The organism is Nocardia jiangsuensis, from assembly GCF_042650385.1.
Taxonomy (GTDB): Bacteria; Actinomycetota; Actinomycetes; order Mycobacteriales; family Mycobacteriaceae; genus Nocardia; species Nocardia jiangsuensis.
This window is the reverse complement of the sequence record NZ_JBHSAX010000007.1, coordinates 244,668-261,851: the sequence shown is the minus strand read 5'-3', so window position 1 is coordinate 261,851 and position 17,184 is coordinate 244,668. Positions and strand designations below refer to the sequence as shown.

The window sequence follows — 17,184 nt, the reverse complement described above, 5'->3', positions numbered from 1 at the left end:
CCTCCGTCCGGGTCACGGAGGCGGGGGCGGCCGCGAGCACGGCACAGCGCGGCTCCGCCACTCGGCGCCGCGTTCAGCGCTCCAGCAACGCGAGGCACTCGACGTGGTGCGTGCCGGGGAAGGAGTCGACGACGCGCAGCTCGGTGAGCTCGTACCCGGCCTCCCGGTACAGCCCGAGGTCGCGGGCGAAGGCGGCGGGGTCGCAGCCGATGTGCACGATCCTGGCAGGCCCGGCAGCGGTGAGCGGCGCGATCACGTCGCGACCGGCGCCTGCCCGCGGCGGGTCGAGCACGACGGCGTCGGGCAGCGGCGGCCTGGCGGCGAACCACTGCTCGACCCGCAGCACCTCCAGGTCGACCCAGGGCAGGTCGGCCAGCGCGGCCTGACCCGCGGTGACGGCGCCTGCCGCGGACTCCACCGCGTGCACCGCGCCGCCCGGCCCGACCAGCTCGGCCAGCCCGGCGGCGAAGACCCCCGCGCCGCTGTACAGATCCCAGGCCCGCTGCCCGGGCGCCAGCCCGGACCACTCGGCGACCCGGTCGGAGTAGTACCCGGGCGCCGCGCGGTGCGCCTGCCAGAAGGCGGTGGCCGGCAGCTCCCAGCGCCGCTCCCCCACCACCTGCACGGCACTGCCGTCGCCGTGCAGCAACCGGGTGGCGCGCGGGGCGTGCGCGGCGGTGCGGCGGGCAGCGGCATTGCGCCGGGACTGCTCGACCCGGCCCCTGCGCGCGGCCGTCCGCGCCGCCTGGGCGGGCGGCGCGATCTCCACCACGTGCCTGGTTCCGGCGGAGTCGACGGCGACGACCAGATCGGCGCCGGGGGTGAATCGCTCCTGCTCCAGCCCATCGACCGCGCCCGCGACCGGCTGCGGGCAGCGCAGGTCGGGCACGATGTCCGAGCTCCGGTGGCCGTGCACCCCCGCGCGGCCGTCGGCGTCGACCACCAGCCGGAGCCTGGTCCGCCAGCCGCCGGTCTCGTCCGGCGCGCCGAGCGGCTCGACGGTGATGTCGCGCTCGATCAGCGCGATTCGCCGCAACTGCTCGGCGACCACGCTCGCCTTGAGCTGGCGCTGCAGCGCGGGGGTGGCGTGCGTGAAGTCGCAGCAGCCCGCGCCGCCGGGCCCGGAGACCGGGCAGGTGGCGGGCACCCGGCCCGCGACCGCCTCCACGATCTCGACCGCGTCGGCCCGCGCGAAGGAGCCGCCGCGATCCTCGGTCACCCTGGCGCGCACCAGCTCTCCGGGCAGCCCGTGCCGGACGAAGACCACCCGGCCCTCGTGCCTGCCGACGCAGAAGCCGCCGTGCCCCGGCGGCCCGAGCCGCACCTCGAATTCGTCGCCGACGCTCACGAGCGGTCCTCGTATCCGCGGCGCACCGCACCCGGCGCGTTCACCACACCCTGCTTTCTCGCCTTGGCCGAGGAGCTGAGCTGCCACGGCACGCTGGTCACCATGACGCCGGGCTCGAAGAGCAGCCTGCCCTTGAGCCGCAGCGCGGACTGGTTGTGCAGCACCTGCTCCCACCAGTGGCCGACCACGTACTCCGGGATGAACACCGTCACCACGTCGCGCGGGGCGTCCTTGCGCACCCGCTTCACATAGTCGAGCACCGGTTTGGTGATTTCCCGGTAGGGCGATTCGACCACCTTGAGCGGCACCGCCATATCGCTGCGCTCCCACTCGCGCACCAGCTTGCGGGTATCGGCGTCGTCCACGTTCACCGTCACCGCCTCCAGCGTATCGGGCCGCATGGCGCGGGCGAAGGCGAGTGCGCGGCGGGTGGGCAGGTGCAGCGTGGAGACCAGCACGATGGCGTGCGCGCGGCTGGGCAGCACGCCGTCCCACTCGGTCTCGGCCAGCTCGCGGGCGACCGAGTCGTAGTGCTTCCTGATCAGCTTCATCACCACGAAGATCGCGACCATCAGGAAGATCGCGATGTAGGCGCCCGCGAAGAACTTGGTCATCAGCACGATCACCAACACGGTGCCGGTGGCGGAGAGGCCGATGGCGTTGATCACCCGGGAGCGCTTCATCCGCCTGCGGTGCTCGGCGTCGGTCTCGGTGCGCAGCAGCCGGGTCCAGTGCCGCAGCATGCCGGTCTGGCTGAGCACGAACGAGACGAAGACGCCGACGATGTAGAGCTGGATGAGCTTGGTGACCTCGGCCCCGAAGAACACCACGAAGGCGATGGCGGCGCCGGAGAGGAACAGGATGCCGTTGCTGAACGCCAGCCGGTCGCCGCGGGTGTGCAGCTGGCGCGGCAGGTAGCGGTCCTGGGCCAGGATCGAGCCGAGGACCGGGAAGCCGTTGAAGGCGGTGTTGGCGGCGAGCACCAGGATCAGCGCGGTCACGATGGTGATGAAGAAGAAGCCGACCGGGAAGCCGGCGAAGACCGACTCGGCGAGCTGGGCGATCAGCGTCTTCTGGTGGTAGTCGGCGGGTGCGCCGATCAGGTGCGCCGGATCGTGCGCGTAGACGACGCCGATCCGCTCGGCCAGCAGGATGATCCCCATGAGCAGCACGATCGCGATGCTGCCGAGCAGCAGCAGCGTGGTCGCGGCATTGCGCGACTTGGGCTTCCGGAAGGCCGGGACGCCGTTGCTGATCGCCTCGACGCCGGTCAGCGCGGCGCAGCCGGAGGAGAAGGCGCGCGCGATCAGGAAGGCGAAGGCGAGGCCGTAGAGGTGCTCCTCCTCGGCGTCCAGCCCGAAGCCGGCCGACTCCGCGCGCAGGTCGTCGCCGAGCACGTACACCTGGAACAGCCCCCAGCCGAGCATGACGAACATGCCGACGATGAAGGCGTAGGTCGGCACCGCGAAGGCGGTTCCCGACTCCCTGACCCCGCGCAGGTTCACGGCGGTGAGCAGCGCGATGGCGACCACCGCGAAGAGCACCTTGTGCGTGGCGACGAACGGGATCGCGGAGCCGATGTTGGAGGCGGCCGACGAGATCGAGACCGCGACGGTCAGCACGTAGTCGACCAGCAGCGCGCTGCCGACGGTGAGCCCGGCGTTCGGGCCCAGGTTGGTGGTGGCCACCTCGTAGTCGCCGCCGCCGGAGGGGTAGGCGTGCACGTTCTGCCGGTAGCTGGCGACCACGACGGCCATCACGGCGGCGACGGCGAGCCCGACCCACGGCGCGTAGAGATAGGCCGAGATCCCGGCGGCCGAGAGGACCAGGAAGATCTCCTCCGGCGCGTACGCCACCGACGACATCGCGTCGGAGGCGAAGACCGGCAGCGCGATCCGCTTCGGGAGCAGGGTGTGCCCGAGCGAATCACTCCGGAACGGCCTGCCCAGCAGCACGCGCTTGGCGGCCGTCGTCAACTTGGACACCGGAGCGAGCATAGAGTGCCGTCCGGTCTCCCGCCCGCCCGACCGGGGCGTTTCCGGATGGAGGCGATCCGGCCGCGACGCCGGCCACGCCGGTGTTTGCCGGGCAGGCGCGCGGGGAAACGTGCCGGGAGGACAGTACGGGCGGTACGGTTCGGATGCCGGATCGGCCGCGGACCGAGCGCCACGGTTCAGGAACGAGGTTGTGGTGTACGTAGTGATCATGGGGTGCGGGCGGGTCGGCTCCTCGCTGGCGCGCGCGCTGATCCGGGTCGGGCACGAGGTGACGGTGATCGACCGCGACCCCAGCTCGTTCCTCCGCCTCGGCACCGACTTCCCCGGCCGCCAGGTGGTCGGCGTCGGTTTCGACCGGGATGTGCTGACCAGGGCCGGGATCGAGCGCGCCGACGCCTTCGCCGCCGTCTCCTCCGGCGACAACTCCAACATCATCTCGGCGCGGGTGGCGCGTGAGATGTTCGGCGTGGAGCGGGTCGTCGCCCGGATCTACGATGCCAAGCGCGCCGCGGTCTACGAGCGGCTCGGCATCCCGACCATCGCCACCGTCCCGTGGACCACCGACCGCTTCCTGCGCACCCTGATCGCCGACACCAGCACCACCACCTGGCGCGACCCGACCGGGACGGTGGCGGTGACCCAGCTGGCGCTGCACGAGGAGTGGTCCGGCCGCACCGTGCGCGACCTGGAGCGCGCCGTCGGCGTACGGGTGGCGTTCGTGCTGCGCTTCGGCCGCGGGCTGCTGCCGGACACCAAGACCATCGTTCAGGCCGACGACGTCGTCTACGTGGCGGTGCCATCCGGCAGCGTCGGCGAGGCCGTCGCGATGGCCGCCAAGCCCCCCGCGAGCGAGGACTGAGTATGAAGGTCGCCATTGCCGGAGCAGGCGCCGTCGGCCGCTCCATCGCGCGGGAACTGCTGCGCGGCGGGCACCGGGTGATGCTGCTCGAGCGCGAGCTGTCGCACCTCGACGAGGAGGCCATCCCGGACGCGATCTGGGTGCACGCCGACGCCTGCGAGCTCTCCCTGCTGGAGGAGGCGGGGATGGAGACCTACGAGGTGGTCATCGCCGCGACCGGCGACGACAAGGTGAACCTGGTGCACAGCCTGCTCGCCAAGACCGAGTTCGGGGTGAGCCGGGTGGTGGCGCGGGTGAACGATCCGCGCAACGAATGGCTCTTCGATTCGTCCTGGGGCGTGGACGTCGCCGTCTCCACCCCGCGGCTGCTTGCCTCGCTGGTCGAGGAGGCCGTCTCGGTCGGCGACCTGGTGCGGCTGATGACGCTGCGGCAGGGGCAGGCGAACCTGGTGGAGATCACCCTGCCGAACGACACCGCGCTCGCCGGCAAACCGGTCCGCTCGCTGCGGCTGCCGAGGGACACCGCGCTGGTGACGATCCTGCGCGGGGGCCGGGTCATCGTGCCGCAGGCCGACGATCCCTTCGAGGGCGACGACGAACTGCTCTTCGTTGCCTCGGTCGAGGCCGAGGAAGATCTGCGAGTAGCCCTCGCAGACCACGGCATCAGACCCTGAGCAGTGCGGGGCCGCGCTCAGGCGGCGGTCTGCAGCTCCTTGCGGAGCTTGTTCAGCGCGCGGTGCTGCATGACCCGGACCACGCCGGGGCTGGTGCCGATGGCCTCGGCGGTCTCGGCCGCGCTCCAGCCGAGCACGATCCGCATGACCAGCACCTGGCGGTGCGCGGGGGCGAGCACCTTCATCAGCTCGCGGGTCTCGGTCCTGCGCTCGGAGGCCAGTGCCCACTCCTCGGGGCCCGCGGCCGGGCAGGCGGTGTCCGGCAGGTCGGCGGTCGGGTAGGCGGTCAGCTGGCCGCGGCGGAAGGCGTCGGCGACCTTGTTGGCGGCGATGCCGTAGACGAAGGCGAGGAAGGACTTGCCCTGGTCGCGGTAGCGCGGGATGGCATTCACGGTGGCGATCAGGATCTCCTGCATCACGTCGTCGGCGGTGACCTGCAGGTGCGCGCTGTTGCCCAGCCGGGCCAGGCAGTAGCGGCGGACCAGCGGCTGCACGATCCGCAGGATCTCGCCGACGGCCCGCTGGTCGCCGGCGGCGGCGGGGCCGATCAGCGCGTCCAGCTCGGCGCCGATCCGCCTGCTCTCGGAGTTCACCGCGGTGGCGGCCTTGGCGGGACGGCTCGAAGAGATCCGGGTGGAGTGCGTCGCGGTGGTGTGCTCGGTGGCCATTGCTCCGAGGTCCTTTCTCGCCGTGTGGTATTCGGTGACGAGAAAATCGTCCGTCGAAACGGAGCTCGGAAACAGGTACCCCAGGGTGGGGAACACCCCCACCTCCCGGTGGTCCGGGCACCCCCTAGCGGGCGGCGTGCCGCCCGGCGGACTTCGCGGACCCGACCGGGGCGTGCCCGGCGCGGCGCACCGCCCACACGGTGACCACCAGCGCGACAGCGGTCAGCGGCCAGCCCATCCCGATCCTGGCGACCGCGAGCCAGCCGGTGTGGTCGGTGTCGTACAGCTCGGACTGCACCAGGTAGCGGGCGCCGAAGACGACCACCCAGGCCAGCGTGGCGAGGTCGTAGAGCCGCACGAAGGCGGGGTCCTCGCGCCAGGTGGAGCCGTGGCCGTTCAGCACGCTCCAGATGACCCCGACCAGCGGCCTGCGCACCAGGATCGAGGCGAGGAAGATCCCGGCGTAGACCAGGCTGGTGTAGATGCCGAACAGGAAGTAGCCCTTGGCCTCACCCACCCGATAGGCGATGAGAGCACAGATCCCGACGCCGATGAAGCCGGAGACGGCGGGCTGGATCGGGCTGCGCCGCACCAGCCGCCAGACCAGGATCGCGGCGGCGACGCCGAGCGCGGCCCAGACCGCGGCGGTGAGCCCCCACAGCGTGTTCACCGGCACGAAGACCAGCACCGGGAGGGTGGAGTAGATCAGGCCGCTGATGCCGCCGAGTTGTTCCAGGAGGGTCTGTTCGGAGCGCTCCGCCCGCGCTTCGGGTTCGGCGGCGGGCTCGTCCCTGGTCCCGGTGTCGTCACTGGTCGGCATACGTCAGCTGTTCCCACGCAGTTCGTAGTAGGGGTTGAAGATCACCTTGCGGCCGTCCCGCTCGCCGACCCGGCCGCGCACCAGGATCTTGCGGCCCGGCTCGATGCCCGGGATCCGCTTGCGCCCGATCCACACCAGGGTGATGGCGTCGGTGCCGTCGAACAGCTCGGCCTCGATGGCGGCGCCGACCGCCTTCGAACAGGCCTCCACGCTGCGCAGCCTGCCGAGCATGGAGACCTCCTCGCCGCGGCGGCATTCCGAGGCGCGACACGCACCGGAGGCCTCGGCCGACTCGGCCAGCTCCTCGGCGTCCAGATGGTCGATATCCGCGGTGAGCCGGCGGCCGAGCCGTCGGAAATATCCCGAGGCAGCGGATGACATGGCACGCTCTCCTGGCATTCGCGACGTGGGTTGCACGCCGTCGTTGGGTCCTCGCGCCGGCCGGTTGTGGCCGTACTCCGCCAACTGTAGATGGCGGGGAGTTACCCCGCTACGCTCGGCCCGATGTTGCTCTCCCCCGAACCGGCCGCGGTGGTGGCCCTGCCCGGTACCGGCTCCGATTCGCACTTCGCGCAGCGTGCCTTCGGGGCCGCGTGTGCCGCCCGTGACCTGCGGATCGTCGCGGTACAGCCGGATCCGGGTGCGGTCGTCGCGAGCTGCCTCGAGGCGCTGGATTCCGCCGCCCGGCGGCATGGGCGGGTGGTCGCGGCCGGGATCTCGCTCGGGGCGGCGATCGCGGTCGAGTGGGCGGGCGCGAATCCGGAGTCCACGGCCGGGGTCGTCGCGGGGCTGCCCGCCTGGACCGGGGGGTCGGGCGGGGAGTCTCCGGCGGCGCTGAGTGCCCGGGTCACCGCGGAGTCGGTGCGGGCGGACGGGCTGGAGGCGACCATCGCGCAGATGCGCGCCAGCAGCCCCGCCTGGCTGGCGGAGACGCTGACCCGCTCCTGGCGCGGGTACGGCTCCGCGCTCCCCGACGCGCTCCTCGAGGCCGCGGGCTACTCCTGGCCCACCGAACCGCTGCTGCGTTCGCTCGCCGTGCCGACGGTGGTGGTCGGAGCCGTCGACGACCCCATCCACCCGTTCCCCGTCGCCGAGCGGTGGGCGGCCCTCATCCCCGGCGCGGTCCTGCACACGATGACCCTCGCCGAATTCGGCGCCGACCCCGCTCTGCTCGGCCACCTCGCCATCGGCCCCCGCTGATCGAGCGGGTCAGTTGCGGTTGAGCTGCTGCATGGCCGAGCCCTCGGCACCCCGGCGCGGCTGATCCGGCACCGGCTGCGGGACGACGGGGCGCGGTGCGGCCGCGGCGGCAGCGGCGGCCTGGGCGGCGGCTTGCGCCTGGGCCGCCTCGACCTGCTGCTGGTGCGCGGCGGCCAGCTGCTCGGCGAGATCCTTGGGCAGCACGACGGGCAGCGGGTCCCGGACCGGAAGCGGCTCGGTGCCGCGCCGGACGACGGTCTCGCTCATGATGGCCCGCGCCGCCCGCACGAGCGGCCCGTCGTCGGCGACCGACCCGGTCGGCCCCGCGGCGACGAGCCGCACCATCCAGCGGTACCCGTCGACGCCGATGAACCGCAGATCGGCCCCCTCGGTGACGGCGACCAGCTCGCGCCCCCACGGCCCGTTCTCGGTGGAGACCTGCGCGCCGTCCTTGCGCAGCGACTCGGCCAGGTCGGCGGCGACCGTGCGCCACTGCCCCGAGGTCTTGGGCGCCGCGTACGCGGCGACGGTGAGCCGCCCGTGCTCGGTGGCCAGGTGCACCGCCTGCGGCGTGCCGTCCCCGGCCATCTCCACCTGCAGCTGCCCGCCCGGCGGCACCGGGATGATCACCGAGCCGAGGTCGAGCCGCTGCTCGGCGATCGCCTCCAGCTCCGCGGTGACATCGGCGTAGTCGTACGGCCCGCGCGGCTCGTCCCCGCTCGCACGGGCGACGGGCGCCTCGGCCGCCACCTCGGCCTCCGGCACGCTGTGCTCGGACCGCCGCGGCGCCGCTTCAGCGGGCTCGTCACCGGCGCGCCCCGGACCGCCGGCGCGCCTGCGCCTGCCCCCGCGGCGCGGTGCGGGCTCCGGCTCGGCGGCTACCTGCACGGGGTGCTCGTCGGTGTCGTAGTCGTCCGCGAACGGCTGGAACCCCGGATCGCCCGGGTACAGCACCGGGATCGGGTGCTCGTCGGTGTCGTACTCGTCACCGAAGTCGTCGTCGAAGTCGCCGTGCTCGCCGGCCCGGCCGCTGCCCTTCTTCCCCCGTCCGAAGATTCCCATCACGCCTCCTCGGCGAGGCTCGCGTGCCCGCCGCTCGATCCGTAGCCCCCCGCGCCCCGCGCGGTCTCGTCCAGCGTCTCGACCTCGACGAAATCCACCAGCTCCACCCGCTGCACGAGCAGCTGCGCGATCCGGTCACCGCGGCGCAGCTCGATCGCGGTGCGCGGATCGTGGTTGATCAGGCAGACCTTGATCTCGCCGCGGTAGCCGGCATCGATCGTGCCCGGCGTGTTCACCACCGAGAGCCCGGTCTTCGCCGCCAGCCCGGAGCGCGGATGCACCAGCCCGACCGTCCCCCGCGGCAGCGCGACCGCGACGCCGGTGCCGACCAGCACCCGCTCCCCCGGCTCCAGCACCACGTCCTCGGTGGTGCACAGATCGACCCCCGCGTCACCGGCATGGGCGCGGGCGGGAAGGGGGATGCCGGGGTCTGTCCGCAGCAGGGGTATCGGTGACAGTGCGCTCACGGTGGACGAGCCTACGCGCAGGCGAGGCGGGTCCGTCGCCTAGTGTTGAGTCGTGTCCGACCTGCCCGATCCCGTGAGCAAACCCGCGAACCCGGGTGCCGACCGGCGCGCTTCCGCCGCGGCGCCGACACCGGCGACGCGGCCCCCCGCACCGTCCTATCGGGAGCGGCTGTGGGTGCCGCTGTGGTGGTGGCCGATCGGCTTCGGGGTGGCGGCTCTGCTGGCCGCGGAGATCCACATGGGCGGGCACGGCGTGCGCGCCTGGCTGCCCTACGGGGCGCTGCTCCCGGTAGCGGCGTGGGTGCTGCTCTGGTTCGGCAGGCATCGCATCGAGGTCGCCGCCGACGAGCGGGGCAACCCGGAACTGCGGGTCGACCGGGCACACCTCCCGGTCGAATTCGTCGCCCGTGCGGCGATCGTCCCCCCCGCTGCGAAGAGCGCGGCACTGGGTCGCCAGCTGGACCCGGCCGCGTATCTGCAGCACCGCCCGTGGGTGCGGCCGATGCTGCTGCTGGTGCTCGACGACCCGGACGACCCCACGCCGTACTGGCTGATCAGTACGCGGAGGCCCGAACGGGTCCTCGCCGCGCTCGGCTTGCCGAGCGCGGTCGATTGACCGCGTGCTCGCTCAGGAGCCGCAATCCATGCAGATCAACTGATTGCCCTTCTCGCTGGCGAGCCTGCTCCGGTGGTGTACCAGGAAACAGCTGGAACAGGTGAACTCGTCCGCCTGCTTCGGAATCACTCGAACGCTCAGCACTTCCTCGGACAGGTCCGCGCCGGGAAGCTCGAACGACTCCGCGGTATCGGATTCGTCGATATCCACGACGGCGGACTGCGCCTCGTTGCGACGAGCCTTCAGCTCCTCCAGCGAATCCTCCGACACGTCGTCGGATTCGGTGCGCCTCGGTGCGTCATAGTCGGTTGCCATGTCGTCTTCCCCTCGTCCTTACTCCGTATATCCCGGTTCGGCGTGGTCACACCGATCCCCGCTGGGAATCGAGCTGACCCACACCGCCCCGCCGGTGGCACACATCACACGGCTACCGGCTCTCCACCAGGAGCGGATCCGAGGATCCACGCCCGGCGGCGCTTGGTGAACGCGGGACATGCCCTGCTTGTTCCCGCAACCGACCACGCCATTCCACCTGGGTGATTCGATCTGGGCCGCCAGACAATAGCGGACCACGGGGGAAAAGTCGCAACCGAAACACACTCGCCACACAAACGACCTTTCACCGACGTCCGGCGACCGCTCGTCGCGCGCCGAACGGCCGCATCGTTACGCGCGGCGCTGCCCCGCCGTGACATTTCGTAGAGTGTCCCCGTGGTTTCACTGATCACCGAAGGACGCGCATCCGACCGCAGCGGTCGGCCCTTCATCCGCCGGCGCATCGAACCGTGGCTCATCCTCGTCGGCGTCCTGGCGTTGGTGTCGACGGTGATCTGGATCAAGGCACTCACCATGGAGGACACCGACACCACAGCGATGAGCTGCAACTCCCCGAGCCCCGCCACCGACCAGGGCGCCACCGCCCCGCCTGTCGCGCTCGGCCAGCGCGTCGGCGCGGGCCGGCTCGACGAGGTGGAGCCCGCGCCCCTGCAGAGCACCAAGGTGCGCGTGCTGAACGCCAACAACCAGCGCGGCCAGGCCTCGCACGTCGCCGCCCAGCTGGGCGATCTCGGCTTCGCCGGGGCGCCGGGTCAGCCGGTCGGCAACGACCAGGTCTACGTCAACGGCGATCTGGAGTGCACCGGTCAGATCCGGTTCGGGGTGAACGGCCGCCCGGCCGCCGCCTCGGTGCAGCTGGTGGTGCCGTGCGCCGAGCTGATCGAGGACCAGCGCGGCGACGACACCGTCGATCTGGTACTCGGCTCGCTCTTCCGGGACATCCGGCCGAGCACCGACGCCGAGGAGGTGCTGCGCTCGCTGAAGAACCCGGCGCCGGGCGGCGCCGCGCTGGACGTCGGGCTGCTGGACGCCGCCCGCAAGGCCCAGTGCTGAGCCACTGACTCGGCGCGGCGCGACAGTCGCCGCATCCGGTCCGGCGGCGCAGGCGTCGCCGGACCGGCGCGGCTCAGGGCTGGGGGATCGGCGCGGCCGCGCCGGTGCGCTCGAAGAGCGCGAGCAGTTCGTCCGCGATCCCGGGCGCGGCGGCGAGCACCAGGTCGCCCGCTGCGCCGCCCGCGGTGGCGGGGGGCAGCACCAGCCGCGCCCCCGCCTCCGCGGCGACCAGGGCGCCCGCCGCCCAGTCCCAGGTGTTCAGCCCGTGCTCGTAGAAGGCGTCCAGCCTGCCCGCGCCGACCAGGCACAGATCCAGCGCGGCGGCGCCGAGCCTGCGGATGTCGCGCACCGCGGGCAGCAGCTGGGCCACCAGCCCGGCCTGCTCGGTCCGGCGCGCGGTGCCGTAGGCGAAGCCGGTGGCCACGAGCGCCATCGACGCCTCCCGGACCGGGGTGCAGCGCAGGTGCTCGACGGTGCCGTCGGAGTCGACGCGCAGCGCGCCGAGTCCGCGCGCCGCGCTGTAGGTGGCGGCGCGCTCCACGTCGACCACGGCGCCGGCCACCGAGCGCCCGTTCCGCATCGCGGCCACCGAGACGGCGTACCCGGGCAGGCCGTAGAGGAAGTTCACGGTGCCGTCGATCGGGTCGATCACCCAGGAGATCCGGTCGCCCGCGTTCGCGAGGTCGCCGCCGCCCTCCTCGCCGACCACCAGGTCGTGCGGGCGCTGCTCGGCGAGCAGAGCGCGCACCAGCTCCTCGGTCTCGGTGTCGACCACCGTCACCGGGTCGGTCGGGGTGCTCTTGGCCTGCACGGCGCCCGCGGCGACGATCCCGGCCGGGCCGAAGACCTCGGGGCGGCGGGCGCGGACGTGCGCGGCCGCGCTCTCGGCCAGGTCGACCGCGATCCGGCGCAGTTCGGCGGGGTCGGTGGTGGTCGCGTCGGTGGCGGCGGTGTCGAGCGGGGCCGGGCGCGGTACTGAGGTGGGATGCGGCACGGCACCATGCCATCACAGATCCCGGCCGGGCGCGCGAGGGCGGTCGGCGATCATGATCGGACGCGCCCGACTACCCTTTGTCGTGCACGACACAGCGCCGTCGTCGGGCAACCCGACGTCACGCGGCACCGGGGACCTGTGCGGCGCGATGTGGACCACGACACCGGCACAGGAACGAGGGGTTGAGAGATGTCCGCTCGGGGGCACGCATTCGGGATCGACATCGGCGGCAGCGGTGTCAAGGGCGCCGTGGTGAACCTGGACACCGGTGAGCTCGCCCAGGAGCGCATCAAGATCGCGACGCCGCAGCCGTCCACCCCGGAGGCGGTCGCGGCGACCGTGGCCGAGCTGGTCGCGAAGGCGGACTGGGACGGCCCGGTCGGCATCACGCTGCCCGCGGTGGTGCTGGACGGTGTCGCGCGCACCGCGGCCAACATCGACCGCGGCTGGATCGGCACCGACGCCCGCGCGCTCTTCGCCGACGCGCTCGGCGGCAGGCAGGTCACCGTGCTCAACGACGCCGACGCGGCGGGGCTGGCCGAGGACCGCTACGGCGCGGCGCGCGAGTACGCCGGCTCGGTCCTGCTGCTCACCTTCGGCACCGGGATCGGCTCCGCGCTGATCTACCGCGGCGCGCTCGTGCCGAACACCGAACTCGGGCACATGGAGGTCGGCGGGATGGAGACCGAGCACCGCGCCGCCGCCTCGGTGAAGGAGCGCAGGGAACTGAGCTTCGCGCAGTGGGCCGCCGAGGTGAGCACGGTGTTGATCGCGCTGGAGAATTTGTTCTGGCCGAATGTCATCGTGGCCGGTGGCGGCATCAGCCGGGACAGCGACCAGTGGATTCCGCTGCTCACCAACCGGACCCCGGTGATTCCCGCGCACCTCAGGAACACCGCGGGCATCGTCGGCGCGGCCATGGCGGTACACGACGGCATCACGCCCTGACGCGGAACGGCGCCACCCGGGCGCGGGCCGCGAATCTGCCCGTCGTTGGCATGGGTACCCTGGTTCGATCGTTACAATGGAACCTGTCCGGCGGAAAGCCGCCAACCCCCACCCGGCACACCGGCTCGCGCCGGTGCGAGCCGACAGCCGGCGCTCCGCCGGCGCCACCCGACAGACCGCTCCGCCGGATCACTCTGGCGTGACGCCGCACGAGACCGTCACGAAAGGGCGTACGTGGTAGCCACGAATACCCGTCAGACCGCCGAATCGGCCGACGCCGACTCCGCGGAAGCAATCGCCGCGCGGCCGGTCCGCAAGGCACCGGTGAAGAAGGCGCCTGCCAAGAAGGCCGTCGCCAAGAAGGCACCGGCGAAGAAGGTGGCCGCCGCCAAGAAGGCGCCCGCGAAGAAGGCGGGCACCAAGAAGGCGGGTCCGGACGGCGAGCCGGGCGCCGACGAGGGCACCGAGGAGGAGAACCTCGAGCTCGAGGATCTGGAGATCTCCGAGGACGAACTCGCCGAGGACGCCGAGGAGCCGGTCGAGGAGGCCGCCGAGGCCCCCGAGGCCGAGGGTGCCGCCGAACCGACCCCCGCCGACAAGGCCTCCGGTGACTTCGTCTGGGACGAGGAGGAATCCGAGGCGCTCCGCCAGGCCCGCAAGGACGCCGAGCTCACCGCCTCCGCCGACTCGGTGCGCGCCTACCTCAAGCAGATCGGCAAGGTCGCGCTGCTCAACGCGGAGGAGGAGGTCGAGCTCGCCAAGCGGATCGAGGCCGGGCTCTACGCCGCGGAGAAGATGCGCGAGTTCGCCGACTCCGGCGAGAAGCTGCCGGTGGCCACCCGCCGTGACTTCAACTGGATCATCCGCGACGGCAACCGGGCCAAGAACCACCTGCTCGAAGCCAACCTGCGGCTCGTCGTCTCGCTCGCCAAGCGCTACACCGGCCGTGGCATGGCGTTCCTGGATCTGATCCAGGAGGGCAACCTCGGCCTCATCCGCGCGGTGGAGAAGTTCGACTACACCAAGGGCTACAAGTTCTCCACGTACGCCACCTGGTGGATCCGGCAGGCCATCACCCGCGCCATGGCCGACCAGGCCCGCACCATCCGCATCCCGGTGCACATGGTCGAGGTCATCAACAAGCTCGGCCGCATCCAGCGCGAGCTGCTCCAGGACCTGGGCCGCGAGCCCACCCCGGAGGAGCTGGCCAAGGAGATGGACATCACCCCGGAGAAGGTGCTGGAGATCCAGCAGTACGCCAGGGAGCCCATCTCGCTCGACCAGACCATCGGCGACGAGGGCGACAGCCAGCTCGGTGACTTCATCGAGGATTCCGAGGCGGTCGTCGCCGTCGACGCGGTCAGCTTCACCCTGCTGCAGGACCAGCTGCAGTCGGTGCTGGAGACGCTCTCCGAGCGCGAGGCGGGCGTGGTCCGGCTGCGCTTCGGCCTCACCGACGGGCAGCCGCGCACCCTGGACGAGATCGGCCAGGTCTACGGCGTCACCCGCGAGCGGATCCGGCAGATCGAGTCCAAGACCATGAGCAAGCTGCGGCACCCCAGCCGGTCGCAGGTGCTCCGGGACTACCTGGACTAGGCACGGCGCGCCACGAGGGCCCCACGGTTTCCGCCGTGGGGCCCTCGTCGCGTTCCGGGGTCAGCCGAGCTCGGCGCGGTCCGCGGCGCCGAGCGGCAGCGAATCGTCCTTGAGGTCGACGCCGGAGCGGCCGAGCGCGCGGGCGCCCTCGATCAGGGCGGCGACGATCCGGGCGGCGCGCTCGTAGCCGAGACCGTCGGGCGGGTGGATGTTGGAGAGGCAGTTGCGTTCGGCGTCGGTGCGGCCGGGGCGCGGGTGGTGGGTGAGGTAGATGCCGAGGCTGTCGGCGACCGAGAGGCCGGGGCGCTCGCCGATCAGCAGGACCAGGGTGGTGACGCCGAGCGCGGCGCCGATGTGGTCGCCGAGCGCGACCCGGGCCTGGGTGGCGAGCACCGGCGGGGCGGTGCTGAGCGCGGGGGGTAGCGCGGTGGTCAGGGCGGCGAGGGTGGCCGGGCCGTGCTCGGCGACGGCGAAGGCGGAGAGGCCGTCGGCGAGCACGAAGCCGACGTCCGCCGAAACCTTCCCGGGCAGCTCGGAGCCGGGGAGCCTGCCGAGGTCGGGGCGGCGCAGGTACTCGTCGCGGTCGCGGGCGCGGCTGGCGACGACGGTGGCGTCGCCGAGGCCGCGGGCGGCGAGATCGGCGGCCAGCGCGGCGGTGTCGAGGGCGGCGTGCACGGCGTCGCGGGCGGCGGAGTGCGCGGCGCGGAACTCCAGCACCCGCTCGGTGGGCAGCGCGTCACCGGCCCGGCCGAGCCCGATCCGCGCCTGCGTGCTGCGGCGCAGCGGCTCCCAGAACTCCGCGCTGCTCATCGCCCGGCCGCCAGTGCGCGCAGCGGCGAGGCGGCGGCGTCGACCGGGAGGATCCGGCCGCCCGCGTCGATCATGCCGAGCCCGCGCAGCCAGTCCGCGAACTCCGGCGCGGGGCGCAGCCCGAGCACCCGCCTGGCGTAGAGCACGTCGTGGAAGCTCAAGCTCTGGTAGCCGAGCATCACGTCGTCGGCGCCGGGCACCGCGATGACGAAGGCGGTGCCCGCCGCGCCGAGCAGGGTGAGCAGGGTGTCCATGTCGTCCTGGTCGGCCTCGGCGTGGTTGGTGTAGCAGACGTCGACGCCCATGGGCAGCCCGAGCAGCTTGCCGCAGAAGTGGTCCTCCAGCCCGGCCCGGACGATCTGCTTGCCGTCGTAGAGGTACTCCGGGCCGATGAAGCCGACGACGGTGTTCACCAGCAGCGGCTCCAGCTCCCGCGCGACGGCGTAGGCGCGGGCCTCCAGGGTCTGCTGGTCGACGGGGCGGTCGCCGGCGCCGAGGTGCGCGCCCGCCGAGAGCGCCGAGCCCTGCCCGGTCTCCAGGTACATGACGTTGCCGCCCACGATGCCGCGGCCGAGCGAGCGCGCCGCCTCCGCGCCCTCGCGCAGCAGCGCCAGATCGACCCCGAAGCTCCGGTTGGCGCCCTCGGTTCCGGCGACCGACTGGAACACCAGGTCCACCGGCGCGCCGGTCTCGATCAGCCGGAGGGTGGTGGTGACGTGCGCGAGCACGCAGGACTGCACCGGGATGTCGAACCGGGTGCGCACGTCGTCGAGCAGGCGGAGCAGCTCGCCCGCGGCGTGCGGGGAGTCGGTGGCCGGGTTGATGCCGATCACGGCATCGCCGCAGCCGAGCAGCAGCCCGTCCAGCACCGCGGCGGCGATCCCGCGCGGGTCGTCGGTGGGGTGGTTGGGCTGGAGCCGGGTGGCGAGCGTGCCGGGAGCGCCGATGGTGGTGCGGAAGGCGCTGGTGACGCGGGCGGCGGCGGCGACGGCGATCAGGTCCTGGTTGCGCATGAGCTTGCAGACGGCGGCCACCATCTCCGGGGTGAGGCCGGGGGCGAGGGCGCTCAGGGTGGTGGCGGCGTCGTCGGTGGCGGCCACCGTGAGCAGATGGTCGCGCAGCTCGCCGACGGTCTGCGCGGCGATCGGGGCGAAGGCGGCGCGGTCGTGCCGCTCCAGGATCAGCCGGGTGACCTCGTCGGTCTCGCCCGGCACGACCTGATCGTCCAGGAACGTCCGGAGCGGGACGTCGGCGAGCGCCCACTGCGCGGCGGCGCGCTCGGCGTCGGATTCGGCGGCGCAGCCGGCGAGCTCGTCCCCGCTGCGCCGCGGCGACGCCTTGGCCAGCAGCTCGACCAGGCCGTCGAAGCGGTAGCCGGTGCCGCGCAGTGGCTGCGTGAAGGTCGGCACGGTCACTCCCTCCTTCCGGCCGGATGCCGGGATCGCCCCGATTCTCGGCCGCCGGTGTTGCCCCGGCGTTACGGGTCAGCGACGGCGGCAGACCACGGCGACGATCCGGTCACCGAGCGATTCCGCGACGTAGAAGTGGTCGCCACCGGCCGCGGTCGCCGCCCTGGCGATCTCCTCGACGGCGCGGTGGATATCGCTGTGGCCGTAGCGGTTCAGCTTCAGCTCGACGGTGCCGATGGCCTCGTACCCGGTGAGATCGGCCCGCTGGATCTCGACAGCCCTCGTGCGCCGCATCACGTCAGGGTAGCCCCGGCACCGGCGCGCGCG

Annotated in this window: 19 protein-coding genes; 7 read left to right on the top strand and 12 right to left on the bottom strand. The window is 72.7% G+C overall.

All coding sequences use genetic code 11. The features are described 5' to 3' along the window. Positions 1-73 precede the first annotated feature (73 nt). Positions 74-1,348: a class I SAM-dependent RNA methyltransferase gene (locus tag ACFO0B_RS08955; protein ID WP_378611852.1), complete on the bottom strand. Its 1,275-nt coding sequence runs from the start codon at positions 1,346-1,348 to the stop codon at positions 74-76. Next, a complete protein-coding gene (locus ACFO0B_RS08950; protein WP_378611851.1) occupies positions 1,345-3,333 on the bottom strand; it encodes an APC family permease in 1,989 nt (662 codons plus the stop codon). Before ACFO0B_RS08950 ends, ACFO0B_RS08955 begins: the two co-directional genes overlap by 4 nt. Positions 3,334-3,538: 205 nt before the next feature. Between ACFO0B_RS08950 and ACFO0B_RS08945 the strand changes: the two genes are divergently transcribed. After that, complete coding sequence (locus ACFO0B_RS08945) at positions 3,539-4,204, top strand: potassium channel family protein (protein WP_378611850.1); 666 nt, start codon at positions 3,539-3,541, stop codon at positions 4,202-4,204. A 2-nt stretch (positions 4,205-4,206) separates the two neighbouring features. Next, on the top strand, positions 4,207-4,878 hold the full coding sequence (locus ACFO0B_RS08940) for a potassium channel family protein (protein ID WP_233019483.1): 672 nt from the start codon (positions 4,207-4,209) through the stop codon (positions 4,876-4,878). 17 nt (positions 4,879-4,895) lie between these two features. Here ACFO0B_RS08940 and ACFO0B_RS08935 read toward each other — a convergent pair whose 3' ends face one another. From ACFO0B_RS08935 to ACFO0B_RS08925, 3 genes are all read right to left on the bottom strand, one after another. Continuing rightward, positions 4,896-5,546: a sigma-70 family RNA polymerase sigma factor gene (locus tag ACFO0B_RS08935; protein ID WP_378611849.1), complete on the bottom strand. Its 651-nt coding sequence runs from the start codon at positions 5,544-5,546 to the stop codon at positions 4,896-4,898. Positions 5,547-5,670: 124 nt separating this feature from the next. Continuing rightward, positions 5,671-6,366, bottom strand: a complete 696-nt coding sequence (locus ACFO0B_RS08930) for a DUF3159 domain-containing protein (RefSeq protein WP_378611848.1) — start codon at positions 6,364-6,366, stop codon at positions 5,671-5,673. Between the two features lie 3 nt (positions 6,367-6,369). After that, a complete protein-coding gene (locus tag ACFO0B_RS08925) occupies positions 6,370-6,747 on the bottom strand; it encodes an OB-fold nucleic acid binding domain-containing protein (protein WP_233019486.1) in 378 nt (125 codons plus the stop codon). A gap of 123 nt (positions 6,748-6,870) precedes the next feature. Between ACFO0B_RS08925 and ACFO0B_RS08920 the strand changes: the two genes are divergently transcribed. Next, positions 6,871-7,566 carry an alpha/beta fold hydrolase gene (locus tag ACFO0B_RS08920; RefSeq protein ID WP_378611847.1) on the top strand — a complete coding sequence of 232 codons (696 nt, stop codon included), beginning with the start codon at positions 6,871-6,873 and terminating at the stop codon, positions 7,564-7,566. Positions 7,567-7,575: 9 nt separating this feature from the next. On the opposite strand, the gene ACFO0B_RS08915 is transcribed toward ACFO0B_RS08920, so the two are convergent. Further along, on the bottom strand, positions 7,576-8,622 hold the full coding sequence (locus ACFO0B_RS08915) for a DUF3710 domain-containing protein (protein WP_378611897.1): 1,047 nt from the start codon (positions 8,620-8,622) through the stop codon (positions 7,576-7,578). 5 nt (positions 8,623-8,627) lie between these two features. Beyond that, positions 8,628-9,095: a dUTP diphosphatase gene (gene dut / locus ACFO0B_RS08910; RefSeq protein WP_378611846.1), complete on the bottom strand. Its 468-nt coding sequence runs from the start codon at positions 9,093-9,095 to the stop codon at positions 8,628-8,630. A 169-nt stretch (positions 9,096-9,264) separates the two neighbouring features. Here dut and ACFO0B_RS08905 point away from each other — a divergent pair, with 169 nt between their 5' ends. After that, positions 9,265-9,711, top strand: coding sequence for a DUF3093 domain-containing protein (locus tag ACFO0B_RS08905; protein ID WP_378611896.1), 447 nt, complete (start codon positions 9,265-9,267; stop codon positions 9,709-9,711). Positions 9,712-9,723: 12 nt separating this feature from the next. Here the strand turns inward: ACFO0B_RS08905 and ACFO0B_RS08900 are convergent, their stop codons facing one another. After that, a complete protein-coding gene (locus ACFO0B_RS08900; protein WP_233019489.1) occupies positions 9,724-10,026 on the bottom strand; it encodes a DUF4193 domain-containing protein in 303 nt (100 codons plus the stop codon). 396 nt (positions 10,027-10,422) lie between these two features. On the opposite strand from ACFO0B_RS08900, the gene cei reads away from it, so the two are divergent. Beyond that, a complete protein-coding gene (gene cei / locus ACFO0B_RS08895) occupies positions 10,423-11,100 on the top strand; it encodes an envelope integrity protein Cei (protein WP_378611845.1) in 678 nt (225 codons plus the stop codon). Positions 11,101-11,173: 73 nt separating this feature from the next. On the opposite strand, the gene ACFO0B_RS08890 is transcribed toward cei, so the two are convergent. Continuing rightward, positions 11,174-12,094: an inositol monophosphatase family protein gene (locus ACFO0B_RS08890; protein ID WP_378611844.1), complete on the bottom strand. Its 921-nt coding sequence runs from the start codon at positions 12,092-12,094 to the stop codon at positions 11,174-11,176. A 189-nt stretch (positions 12,095-12,283) separates the two neighbouring features. Between ACFO0B_RS08890 and ppgK the strand changes: the two genes are divergently transcribed. Together ppgK and ACFO0B_RS08880 are read left to right on the top strand one after the other, a co-directional pair. After that, on the top strand, positions 12,284-13,042 hold the full coding sequence (gene ppgK, locus ACFO0B_RS08885) for a polyphosphate--glucose phosphotransferase (protein WP_378611843.1): 759 nt from the start codon (positions 12,284-12,286) through the stop codon (positions 13,040-13,042). Between the two features lie 234 nt (positions 13,043-13,276). Continuing rightward, positions 13,277-14,638 (top strand): RNA polymerase sigma factor, encoded by a 1,362-nt coding sequence (locus tag ACFO0B_RS08880; RefSeq protein WP_378611842.1) that lies wholly within the window; start codon positions 13,277-13,279, stop codon positions 14,636-14,638. A gap of 60 nt (positions 14,639-14,698) precedes the next feature. Here the strand turns inward: ACFO0B_RS08880 and eutC are convergent, their stop codons facing one another. From eutC to ACFO0B_RS08865, 3 genes are all read right to left on the bottom strand, one after another. Further along, entirely contained in the window at positions 14,699-15,448 is a 750-nt protein-coding gene (gene eutC / locus ACFO0B_RS08875) for an ethanolamine ammonia-lyase subunit EutC (protein ID WP_378611841.1), read from the bottom strand. Then, the gene (locus ACFO0B_RS08870) at positions 15,445-16,857 is read right to left on the bottom strand and encodes an ethanolamine ammonia-lyase subunit EutB (protein WP_378611895.1); all 1,413 of its coding nucleotides are present in this window, start codon (positions 16,855-16,857) and stop codon (positions 15,445-15,447) included. The genes eutC and ACFO0B_RS08870 overlap by 4 nt, the downstream gene beginning before the upstream one ends. A gap of 75 nt (positions 16,858-16,932) precedes the next feature. Next, positions 16,933-17,151 (bottom strand): hypothetical protein, encoded by a 219-nt coding sequence (locus ACFO0B_RS08865; RefSeq protein ID WP_378611840.1) that lies wholly within the window; start codon positions 17,149-17,151, stop codon positions 16,933-16,935. Between the last annotated feature and the right edge of the window lie 33 nt (positions 17,152-17,184).

Bases quoted from the DNA above. Each gene is read 5' to 3' on its own strand.
- ACFO0B_RS08940 (WP_233019483.1), top strand. From the start codon at position 4,207: ATGAAGGTCGCCATTGCCGGAGCAGGCGCCGTCGGCCGCTCCATCGCG.
- ACFO0B_RS08865 (WP_378611840.1), bottom strand. From the start codon at position 17,151: ATGCGGCGCACGAGGGCTGTCGAGATCCAGCGGGCCGATCTCACCGGG.
- ACFO0B_RS08935 (WP_378611849.1), bottom strand. From the start codon at position 5,546: ATGGCCACCGAGCACACCACCGCGACGCACTCCACCCGGATCTCTTCG.
- ACFO0B_RS08920 (WP_378611847.1), top strand. From the start codon at position 6,871: ATGTTGCTCTCCCCCGAACCGGCCGCGGTGGTGGCCCTGCCCGGTACC.
- eutC (WP_378611841.1), bottom strand. From the start codon at position 15,448: ATGAGCAGCGCGGAGTTCTGGGAGCCGCTGCGCCGCAGCACGCAGGCG.
- ACFO0B_RS08930 (WP_378611848.1), bottom strand. From the start codon at position 6,366: ATGCCGACCAGTGACGACACCGGGACCAGGGACGAGCCCGCCGCCGAA.
- ACFO0B_RS08900 (WP_233019489.1), bottom strand. From the start codon at position 10,026: ATGGCAACCGACTATGACGCACCGAGGCGCACCGAATCCGACGACGTG.
- ppgK (WP_378611843.1), top strand. From the start codon at position 12,284: ATGTCCGCTCGGGGGCACGCATTCGGGATCGACATCGGCGGCAGCGGT.
- ACFO0B_RS08925 (WP_233019486.1), bottom strand. From the start codon at position 6,747: ATGTCATCCGCTGCCTCGGGATATTTCCGACGGCTCGGCCGCCGGCTC.